This window comes from Planktotalea sp., from assembly GCF_039984035.1.
GTDB lineage: Bacteria > Pseudomonadota > Alphaproteobacteria > Rhodobacterales > Rhodobacteraceae > Planktotalea.
In genome coordinates, this window is sequence record NZ_JBDWVM010000368.1 from 1 (window position 1) to 9,849 (window position 9,849).

Below are 9,849 nucleotides of genomic sequence, written 5' to 3' on the forward strand. Positions count from 1 at the left end.
GGTTTTCCTGTGGCTCGCTTACTGGGCCAGTGCCAGTAACAGCGTATGACCCGAACAAACCTTGCAAAATCGCAAAGTCTGCTGTCCCCGCGGAAAGAGCCTGTACGTTCGCGCCAGATCCCGCCGAGTTGACAGCAGTCAGCGAGAATTTCTGTTTTGGTAGAAGCTTCACTTTTGAAAGCGTGGAGATCGCAGTTCCAACAGGGTGGTATGTGCCGCCCGTGGATGCTGTGTTCAAAACGTAGTCTGTGCTGTCAGCAAAAGCTGCGCCAGATACAACAAGGCTTGCGCTCAGCGTGAGCGCCTTAAACATTTTCATGGTTTCCCTCCCAAGGATAAAAGTCGAAATGACTTGAGGAACTATCGGGCAAGGGAGTAGAGTCGCGGTATGAGTGAAACTGCGCGTCTTTAAAAAAGATGCCTGCGGATTTCCGCAGTCAGCCTTGATCGCCTAGAAGAGCGTCTTTATCGAGGCCGAGTTTGACGATCTTCTCGTTCAGAGTGCGGCGCCCAATACCAAGGCTCGCCGCAACATCATCCATACGTCCCGCCTCGGATTGAATGGCGCGTCCAATGACCTCGCGCTCAAAGGCGGCAACGGCTTCGCGCAGGGTCGCAGGGAAGTTCTGTTGTGGCGTTTGATTGGTGATGGCTAAACGGATTGAACCACCGCCACGCCGCTCTGCCAAAACGCGTCGTTCCGTGACGCTTTGAAGCTCACGGATATTGCCTGGCCAATCGTGCGACATCAGCGCGGAGATATCATCATTGGTTAGGTCTGGCGTAGGGAGATCATAGAGTTTGCTCAATCGCTTCATGTAGTGGCGCGCGAGCAGCAGAACATCTTCACCTCGATCTGCCAGTTTGGGCAGATCAATGACGAGAGTGTTCAAACGAAAGAGCAAATCTTCACGAAAGCTTTTGTCTGCGATCATGTGATCAATCTGATGTGACGCTGCGCTGATGACACGCATTTGCACCGACTGAATCTCTGTTTCGCCAATGCGTTGGTACTGCTTGGTCTCAATCGCGCGCAGAATTTTCGCTTGGGTTTCAAACGGCATCGAGGTCAACTCATCCAGAAAGAGCGTGCCACCGTCAGCTTGGTTCATCAGTCCGTGTGGATTTTCTGGTGTCCCAAATACGGTCTCTTCAAAGCGCTCTGGCGGGATCGCGGCGCAATTGGCCGCAATAAACGGCGCATTACTGGAAGCGCCAAGATCATGAAGCGCGCGCGCGACGAGTTCTTTCCCAGTTCCGGTTTCACCAAGGATAAGAACGTTGGCATTGCTCACAGCAAAATCAAATATCAAATCGCGCACAACTTCGATCTGCTCGCTATTGCCTATCAGGATGCGTTCTAGATCGGTGAGTTCAGCAAGGCGATCTTGCAACGCGATTGTGCTGTCTTCCAGTCGTTTCATTTTGAGCGCGTTGTTCAGAATTCTGAGCAATCGACGTGGATCAAACGGCTTTTCAACAAAGCTATAGGCGCCATTTTGCAGCGCTTGAACGGCCATCGGAATATCGCCATGTGCGGAGAATAGGATCACGGGAACACGGCTGAGTTCGCGTGCCTTTAACTGAAATTCGAGACCATCCATATCCGGCATGCGCACGTCACTGATGACGACTTCTGGGTCCATCGACTGCAAGGCCGCCAAACCTTCTTGAGCGCTTTTGACAACGATGGGGGTGTAGTCCGCGCTTTCGAGCAGATGCGTCAGCGAGACCCGCATTTCGCGATCGTCATCGATCACCAGGACTGTTGCGATTGTCATTGTGTGGCTCCTGCGTGGGCGCGCGGCAATGTCACGATGAATTCCGCACCATCATTCGATGAGCCAAGGGAAATATCGCCGCCGTGGTCTTTGATAATTTCTGTTGTAATCGCGAGGCCAAGCCCCATGCCAACGCCAGAAGGTTTGGTGCTGAAGAACGGTTCTTGCAGATCAGACAGATTGGCGCTGGCAAGGCCCGGACCATTGTCTTTGATCCGAACTTCGACTTGATGATCTGTCGTCTGGACCGTCACGGTGATGATAGGATCACTTTCATCAGCGACCGCTTGTACTGCGTTCTTGAGGATATTGGTAAAGGCTTGCTCCAATTGCACCTGATGTGCGTGCAACTCAATCGGCGTATTCAGGATCGCGGACCTATATTCAATGCCTGCTGCAGCAATGTCTGATCGCAGCAAGCCTTCTGTTTCGCTTAGGATAATGGCCAAATCGACATTGGTTTTCGCGTCGTCACGGGCCCGCGCAAAGTAACGAAACTGGCTGGTGATGGATTCCATCCGGTCAACGAGCTTGTTGAGGTTTTTTGCGGTGCTGGGCGATGTAATCTCATTGCCGATTTCAGCCGCAGTAAGATGATTGCGAAAGGCGCTGATGGGCTGGCCGAGTTCATGGGTGACAGAGGCCGCGAGATGGCCAAGTGCTGCCAGTTTTGCAGTGCGGGCAAGCTCCGTTTGCGCATGTTCCAACCGCTCATTGGCTTTGACCAGCGCATCCCTTTGCCGCTCTGATGCTGCATAGGCGAGTTCAATTCGGCGGGACCGCAAGAACGTTGCGAAGCCAATCAGCAAAGCAACGATACTGCCGAAAAAGACGGTGGCTAATAGAGTTTGTCGCCACACGACTTGTTCAGGCTGCAAGTAGTGAACGCTCCATCCGCGCCAATCAGATTGGCCGGAGGCAAGCAGGTAGCTCGTGCCTTCCAAGGTGACGCGATCATTTGCGCTTGCCCGCCAATCCAAAGGCTTCAGTGGGTGTGTTCCGAATTGCCGACTGGCCAAGATTGCATTGCGCACAACCGGATCAAGCGTGCTGACCGGACGATAGAGCCATTCGGGGTTTGACGAGAGCACGACAACATCGTCGCGGTTTACAGCGACCACAGTTTCGTCGCCGCTCTCCCAAGAACGCTGCAATTCGCTTACATCTAGTTTGATAGCAACGACGCCCTTCTGGCTATTGCCAGCATAGGAGATCGGTTCTGCTACAAAATATCCTGGCCGCCCCGACGTCGCACCGATGGCGAAATAATCACTGCGCGCGCCTTGTAATGCATCTTGGAAATAGGGGCGAAACCCGTAGTTTTGACCAAGAAAACTATAGGGCTTGTCAGCATTCGAGGCCGCGAGCACCAGTCCATTGGTGTCCATCAGATATATGGCTTCAAGCTGCGCTTGCGTCGCCATCACCTTTAGTCGTTCATTAGTATCTGTGCGTACATCACTTGGATTGAGATCATCGGAATAGCGAGGATCGCGCGCCAGCAAGAAGGGCAGGTGTTGGTGGCGCAGCAGTGTTTCGTTCAAAGAGCGTAGATAACTGCCCATGCGATTGGAGGCAGCTTGCAGTTCTTGTTTCTCAAAGTATTGGGATGCCCCGAAAAAGGTAACAACCGTGGTCAGAATGACGGTGACAAACAAGACGGCGACTACGCTTTTGCGCATCCGGTCTGGCATGTGTCCAATGTCTGTTTCAGTGACCATTTGCGTCTCCCTGATCGGTAGCTTGATACAGCGCGGCGCAGTATGCAATTCCAAGCCAGTCACAGAAAAATCATGGCCTGCGGTTTTCCGCAGGGTTTCTTGCGGCGTCAGCTTTTCTTTTCAGGAAATTCGATAGGGCCGCCGTGTTTGTCCCAACTTGAAAACCCATCTTTCAAGTGTGCGGCTTCAAATCCCATATCTTGCAGCGTTGCGACGGTCAGAGCCGAACGCCAACCTGAAGCGCAGTGAAAGACAAATTTCTTTTCTTCGCTGAACACCTCTTTGAAATAGGGGCTTTCAGGATCAATCCAGAATTCAACCATACCGCGGGGGGCATGGACGCTTCCTGGAATGAACCCGCTGCGTTGGCGTTCCCGAGGGTCGCGAATGTCGACGATGACAACGTTGGGGTCGTCGCGCATGGCAATCAAATCTGAGGTTTCGATTTCCTCAATCCGTGCGCGCGCATCCCTAACCATGTCCGCTGATGACATCTTTAACTTTTTCATGGATCACCTCGGACAGAATTCATTTGCGTAAGTTACGGGGATATTGACCTGTGTTGATTGTAGTCGCAACCTGCCTGTGACAGGGATTGCGACGAAAATTCACATTGCTGCTTTCTGCAAGTTGATAAAAAAGGAAATCGGGATGACACAAAAACCAATCGCACTTGTCACGGGCGCTGCCCAAGGGATCGGCTATGCATGCGCTGAGGCGCTGGCAGAAGACGGTGCGCAGCTGATCTTAGCAGACATCAATGGCGAAGGCGTAGCGAAAGCTGCCGAAACGCTTGGTGGCGGTGCGGTCGCAATGGTGTGCGATATGAGCGATGCTTCTCAGATTTCTGCAATGTTTGACGAAATCGAAGCGAAGCACGGCGCTGTCGAGATTTTGGTAAACAACGCGGGCGTCGCGATCGCGGGCGATTTTCTTGAAACCTCCTTGGATGACTTCCAAAAGGTGGTCGACATCAATCTGACAGGGACGTTCCTTGCGTCGCAGCGCGCCGCCAAAGGGATGGTCGCGAACAAGATTGAAGGCGCAATTGTTAATATGTCCTCGGTGAACGCGCTTCTCGCGATCCCTTCTATTGCGTCTTATTGCGCATCAAAGGGTGGGGTTATGCAATTGACCAAAGCCGCGGCGCTGTCGTTGGCACCTCACAATATACGCGTAAATGCGGTTGGGCCTGGATCTATCGATACCGCGATGCTGGCTGGTGTGAACGCAAATCAGGCTGCAATGGACATGGTTATGTCGCGCACGCCGTTGAAACGTATCGGCGAGCCGAGAGATGTTGCAGATGCAGTGGCGTTTTGGCGAGCAAGAAGGCAAAGTATATCACAGGCGAAACCATCTACATTGATGGCGGTCGCATCGGAATGAACTACACATGTTGAGGGGCTAAATGACGAATTACGCAGAAACATACGCCGCATGGCAAGCAGACCCAGAAGGTTTCTGGGCAGAGCAAGCCAAGGGTATCGATTGGTTCACACCGCCAACATCAACATTTAATCCAGAGCTCGGCGCTTATGGTCGTTGGTTTGACGGAGCCACCTGTAACACCTGTTACAACTGCTTGGATCGTCATGTAGAGGCAGGTCGCGGTGATCAGGCGGCTGTTATCTATGATAGCCCCGTCACGGATCAAAAGGCGCGATTTAGCTACTCAGACGTGCTTGAAGAGGTTTCTAGCCTTGCGGCAGTGCTGCGTGGCTTGGGCGTCGAAAAAGGCGACCGCGTTGTCATATATATGCCAATGGTGCCTCAAGCGGTGTTTGCGATGCTCGCCTGTGCGCGTCTTGGTGCCGTGCATTCTGTTGTATTCGGGGGCTTTGCCGCGAATGAGCTTGCAACGCGTATTGATGACGCAGCGCCTAAGGCGATTATCTCAGCGTCTTGCGGGATCGAGCCGGGCCGCGTGATTGCGTACAAACCGCTCTTGGACGAAGCGATTGAGATTGCATCAAGCAAGCCAGACCATTGTGTCATTTTGCAACGCGAGACACTGGCGTGTGATCTGATCGAGGGGCGCGATGTTGATTATGATACGGCTGTGAACGCTGCGCGTGCTGCGGGCGAGGGCACGGAATGCGTGCCTGTTGCCGCAACCGAACCGCTCTACATTCTTTATACATCTGGCACGACGGGTCAGCCCAAGGGTGTCGTGCGCGACAATGGCGGCCACATGGTGGCGCTTCATTGGACAATGGAAAACCACTACGGCATCAAACCGGGAGAAGTTTTCTGGGCTGCCTCCGATGTTGGCTGGGTCGTTGGGCATTCCTACATTTGCTACGCGCCGCTCCTGAACGGGAGCACGACACTGGTGTACGAAGGTAAACCGATTGGCACGCCCGATGCAGGTGCATTTTGGCGCGTTATTGAAGAGCACAAAGTCGTGTCGCTGTTCACGGCCCCGACGGCGTTCCGCGCCATTAAAAAGGTCGATCCTAAAGGCGAGCTGATTGAGAACTACGATCTCAGTCATTTCCGGTCTCTGTTTCTCGCGGGTGAGCGATCCGATCCAGCAACACTCGAATGGGCGCAAGAGAAACTTGGTTGCCCTGTAGTCGATCACTGGTGGCAAACGGAAACGGGCTGGGCGATCACGGGCGATCCTCTCGGTCTTGACGGTGGTTTCCCGATCAAGCTGGGATCACCGGGCAAACCTATGCCGGGCTTTGATATCCAAGTTCTCGATGATGATGGAAACCCTGTCCCAAGTGGCACGCTTGGCAATATCGTGGCAAAGCTACCTTTGCCGCCATCCTGTTTTCCAACGCTGTGGAATGCAGAAGAGCGGTTCCATTCATCATACTTGGCTGAATTCCCAGGCTACTACGCAACTTCGGACGCGGGTATTGTGGATGAAGATGGCTATGTCTTCATCATGGCGCGGACCGATGACATCATTAACGTCGCGGGACACCGTCTCTCGACCGGCGCTATGGAGGAGGTCATTTCTGGCCACCCTGATATCGCAGAATGCGCTGTCGTCGGCGCCGCGGACGCGCTCAAGGGGCAAATGCCACTTGGTTTCTTTGTGACCAATGATGGGGCGGAACGCAGCGAAAGTGAGCTCGAAAAAGAGTTGGTTCAGCTTGTTCGCGAAAAGATCGGCGCTGTTGCTGCCTTTAAGACAGGTGTAGAAGTCAAGCGCTTGCCAAAGACCCGTTCTGGCAAAGTGCTCCGGGGCACAATGCAGAAGATTGCCGATCAACAGGATTTCAAAATGCCTGCTGCTATCGATGATCCTGCGATTTTGGATGAAATTCGCGACGTGTTGATCGCGCGCAATGTAATAGGAACTAAAGAATGATCGAACGCTTTCAAACAAATGACCGTATGAGTCAGGCCGTAAAGCACAATGGTATTGTCTATCTGAGTGGTCAAATCGGTGAGGGCGATAGTGTTACAGCACAAACCGAAGCATGCTTGGCGAAGGTTGATGCATTGCTTTTGGAAGCAGGCTCAAGCCGTGAGCATATGTTGCAAGCCGAGATTTGGCTCGCGGATATGGCAGACTTTGACGAAATGAATGCAGTTTGGGATGCGTGGGTGCCAAAAGGTCAGGCGCCGACGCGCGCCTGCGGCGAAGCTAAGCTCGCGTTTGAGCGCCTCAAGGTTGAAGTCCTCGTGAGAGCGATTGTGAAAGACTGACGTTTATAAGCGTTGAATGATTGGGGCGGCTCTTTGGCCGCCCCTTTTTTTATGTGGTTGATCTGCCGCTAAGAAGCGTTGCGCAGAGCGTGAGCCCCAAAATTGCTGCTGCAATATAGGCCAGCACGATCCACCCGAATCCAGCAACCAAAGCCCCAGCTGCAAAGGCGCAGATTGTGGAAACCAATGCGATGAGTGTGTCGTTGACACCTTGCACGACTGATTTCATGTCGTCAGGTACAGCAGCCGCAAGCATGCTCGTGGCCCCAATGAAGCCAAAGTTCCATCCAACCCCTAACAAAATGAGCGACCCGTAGAAGTGAGGCGCGGTCAAACCAGCCGCCGCGACCAAAGCGGCGATGATTAACAACCCAATCCCAAAGGTCGCGATTGGTTTAGCGCCGAACCGTTTGATCAAGAAGCCAGTGAAAAAGCTAGGTGCAAACATGGCTACCACGTGCCAGCGGATGACATCGCCAGACACTTCTTCGGAAAAGCCACATCCAATCATGGCAAGGGGCGTTGGGATCATGAGAAAGACCATGATCCCCTGCGAAATTGCGCCCAAGCCCACGGCATTGCGGATGGACCGCTCTTTCAACACGGAAAGCGAGGAGAGGAAGGGTGGGCGCTTTTTCCCGAGCGCATGAGCTGGGATATTCACGAAGGCCAAAGGCAGCATCCCGATCAAAGACAGAACTGCGATGGCCCCATATGCGCCTGCAAGGGGCGTCGGAGCGAGCGCGTTTTTCGTCATCACGAACAGTTCTGGGCCGACAAACGCAGCGATCAAGCCGGAGGTGAGCATCAATGATATTGCGACTGGTTGCCAGTCCGAGCTGACTGCATCGGCCGCAGCAAAGCGAAAGTATTGATAGCACGAGAGGGCCGCGCCGAAGACAAGATGGGCGATACACAGGAGTGCGAAGCTCCCCGTTACAAGGGCTGCAAGACCGAGCAACCCGCCCAAAATGGCAAGGCCCGCGCCAAAGGCAAAACCAGCCTTGCGTCCAAAGCGCCCCATAAACAATGAGAAAGGCGCAGAGGCAAATAGGCTCGCAAGCGTTTGAAGCGAAGCAGGTATCGTCGCGAGCGTTGGCGTCGGTGCTAGCATAAAGCCGGAAAGACCACCCAGTATGATGAGCATCGGCATTGCCGCGCCAAGGATCGTATTGGCGCCGAGCAGCCCCAAGAAGCTCTTGTTCCGGGCGATTGAGAGAACTGACATATTGCGATTTTCCAGAATGATTGGATTGACAACATAAGAGGTAACAAGGTTAGCTCGTGTCCGAAATGTCAAACTAACATCAAAATTGGACAAATTGAATGCGAACCATAGATGTGTTTCTGTTCGAGGGGGTGAACCTTTTGGATGTGTCAGGCCCCGTTCAGGCGTTTGAGGCAGCCAAGGTCGATCGTAAAAGCCAATACGAATGTCGCTTTGTCACTATCGATGGTGAACCCGTGAAAGCGTCTTGTGGTTTGCGCATGCTCGCGGACGATGAGTTGAGCGCAGCGTCCAAAAGCCATGACCTGTTGATCCCGGGTGGCGGCGTTGATGCCGTTATAAAAGAAGGACGCATTCAAAGCATCATCCAAGCCCGTGCAGCGCGCGCAGGCGATGGGCGACTTATCTCCATATGCTCTGGTGCGCTCATTCTTGCAGCTTCGGGTGTGTTGGATGGATTAGACGCGACGACGCATTGGTCCCGCGCAAAGGATATTAAGAAGTATAAAGAGGTGTGTTGGGATTTGGATCGGATCTGCGTCGAGGAAGATCGCATATTCACTTCTGCAGGTGTGACCACCGGCATTGACCTGGCGCTCGCGATCATTCGTGCGGATTGCGGCCGCGACGTCGCATTGGGCGCTGCGCGGGAATTGGTGGTCCAATTGCACCGCACGGGCGGGCAAAGCCAATATGCCATGCATCTGGCTGGGCAGTTCTCTCGCGACAACAGTCTCGCCCATCTTATTGAAAAGATCGTCTCGCAGCCGCAACTGGATTGGACCTTAGAGGAAATGGCGCAAACTGCAGGGATGAATACGCGCACATTGTCACGTCACTTCCAACGCGATGTCCAGCAATCGCCTGCGCAATTCGTAGAACATACCCGAATTGAACATGCACGAGGGCTGTTGAAAGACAATGTGCCCTTGAAGCAAGTCGCGCAGGATAGCGGTTTTGGCGATCTCCAACGTATGCGACGCGCGTTTCAACGTCGTTTTGGGGTCCATGTGAGCGATTACGTCAAAGCCTTTGGGTAAAAGCCACGAACGAAATGTGATTTCACCTGAATAGAGTCGTTTTAGTCGGCAGAAATACCCCGAAACCCACGTTACCGCCTGTTACAAAGCTCACGTTTTACGTGGGCTTTGTTGTATTTGGGGGTATTTGCTCTCGGTTGCGTGAGAGTTTGGGGAGATGTGTTTCAATTGGGAATTTTAGTGTGCACATCTGCGCACCTATCCTGTGCAGGGCTGTGAGGCCTCGTGTTTCTGTAACAATAAAATCTGTTTTGTATCAGTGGGTTAACTCTGTTTTGCACACGCCCGCGTGAGGGAGTTTGCAATCTGTGTCAGCGCGTCACAGCGCGGTGAGCGCTCGTGTTTTGAAAAGCGCAGCGGTAAGGCGCAAATTGAGGTCACAGCGACGGACAAGCAACGTCGCACCGTAA

The 9,849-nt window shown here is 53.3% G+C and carries 9 protein-coding genes; 4 read left to right on the top strand and 5 right to left on the bottom strand.

Annotated elements, in window-relative coordinates:
- The 4 genes from ABJQ89_RS16360 to ABJQ89_RS16375 all read right to left on the bottom strand — a co-directional run.
- On the bottom strand, positions 1-319 hold a 319-nt coding region (locus ABJQ89_RS16360; protein ID WP_348497225.1), incomplete at its 3' end, for a TAXI family TRAP transporter solute-binding subunit.
- 118 nt (positions 320-437) lie between these two features.
- The gene (locus tag ABJQ89_RS16365; RefSeq protein WP_348497226.1) at positions 438-1,781 is read right to left on the bottom strand and encodes a sigma-54 dependent transcriptional regulator; all 1,344 of its coding nucleotides are present in this window, start codon (positions 1,779-1,781) and stop codon (positions 438-440) included.
- Complete coding sequence (locus ABJQ89_RS16370; RefSeq protein ID WP_348497227.1) at positions 1,778-3,502, bottom strand: ATP-binding protein; 1,725 nt, start codon at positions 3,500-3,502, stop codon at positions 1,778-1,780. Before ABJQ89_RS16370 ends, ABJQ89_RS16365 begins: the two co-directional genes overlap by 4 nt.
- A 107-nt stretch (positions 3,503-3,609) precedes the next feature.
- Positions 3,610-4,011 carry a rhodanese-like domain-containing protein gene (locus ABJQ89_RS16375; protein ID WP_348497228.1) on the bottom strand — a complete coding sequence of 134 codons (402 nt, stop codon included), beginning with the start codon at positions 4,009-4,011 and terminating at the stop codon, positions 3,610-3,612.
- A 142-nt stretch (positions 4,012-4,153) separates the two neighbouring features.
- Here ABJQ89_RS16375 and ABJQ89_RS16380 point away from each other — a divergent pair, with 142 nt between their 5' ends.
- From ABJQ89_RS16380 to ABJQ89_RS16390, 3 genes are read left to right on the top strand one after another with little or no spacing between them, the layout of a single operon-like run.
- The gene (locus ABJQ89_RS16380; protein WP_348497229.1) at positions 4,154-4,891 is read left to right on the top strand and encodes an SDR family oxidoreductase; all 738 of its coding nucleotides are present in this window, start codon (positions 4,154-4,156) and stop codon (positions 4,889-4,891) included.
- Positions 4,892-4,913: 22 nt separating this feature from the next.
- Entirely contained in the window at positions 4,914-6,830 is a 1,917-nt protein-coding gene (locus ABJQ89_RS16385) for a propionyl-CoA synthetase (RefSeq protein ID WP_348497230.1), read from the top strand.
- The gene (locus ABJQ89_RS16390; RefSeq protein WP_348497231.1) at positions 6,827-7,171 is read left to right on the top strand and encodes a RidA family protein; all 345 of its coding nucleotides are present in this window, start codon (positions 6,827-6,829) and stop codon (positions 7,169-7,171) included. Before ABJQ89_RS16385 ends, ABJQ89_RS16390 begins: the two co-directional genes overlap by 4 nt.
- A 49-nt stretch (positions 7,172-7,220) precedes the next feature.
- Here ABJQ89_RS16390 and ABJQ89_RS16395 read toward each other — a convergent pair whose 3' ends face one another.
- Positions 7,221-8,399 (bottom strand): MFS transporter, encoded by a 1,179-nt coding sequence (locus ABJQ89_RS16395; protein ID WP_348497232.1) that lies wholly within the window; start codon positions 8,397-8,399, stop codon positions 7,221-7,223.
- A 98-nt stretch (positions 8,400-8,497) separates the two neighbouring features.
- On the opposite strand from ABJQ89_RS16395, the gene ABJQ89_RS16400 reads away from it, so the two are divergent.
- Positions 8,498-9,439 (top strand): DJ-1/PfpI family protein, encoded by a 942-nt coding sequence (locus ABJQ89_RS16400; RefSeq protein WP_348497233.1) that lies wholly within the window; start codon positions 8,498-8,500, stop codon positions 9,437-9,439.
- Positions 9,440-9,849 lie beyond the last annotated feature (410 nt).

What these genes read in the sequence shown, in the direction of transcription:
- ABJQ89_RS16365 (WP_348497226.1), bottom strand. Translation starts at nt 1,781, where the DNA reads ATGACAATCGCAACAGTCCTGGTGATCGATGACGATCGCGAAATGCGG.
- ABJQ89_RS16370 (WP_348497227.1), bottom strand. Translation starts at nt 3,502, where the DNA reads ATGGTCACTGAAACAGACATTGGACACATGCCAGACCGGATGCGCAAA.
- ABJQ89_RS16375 (WP_348497228.1), bottom strand. Translation starts at nt 4,011, where the DNA reads ATGAAAAAGTTAAAGATGTCATCAGCGGACATGGTTAGGGATGCGCGC.
- ABJQ89_RS16380 (WP_348497229.1), top strand. Translation starts at nt 4,154, where the DNA reads ATGACACAAAAACCAATCGCACTTGTCACGGGCGCTGCCCAAGGGATC.
- ABJQ89_RS16385 (WP_348497230.1), top strand. Translation starts at nt 4,914, where the DNA reads ATGACGAATTACGCAGAAACATACGCCGCATGGCAAGCAGACCCAGAA.
- ABJQ89_RS16390 (WP_348497231.1), top strand. Translation starts at nt 6,827, where the DNA reads ATGATCGAACGCTTTCAAACAAATGACCGTATGAGTCAGGCCGTAAAG.
- ABJQ89_RS16395 (WP_348497232.1), bottom strand. Translation starts at nt 8,399, where the DNA reads ATGTCAGTTCTCTCAATCGCCCGGAACAAGAGCTTCTTGGGGCTGCTC.
- ABJQ89_RS16400 (WP_348497233.1), top strand. Translation starts at nt 8,498, where the DNA reads ATGCGAACCATAGATGTGTTTCTGTTCGAGGGGGTGAACCTTTTGGAT.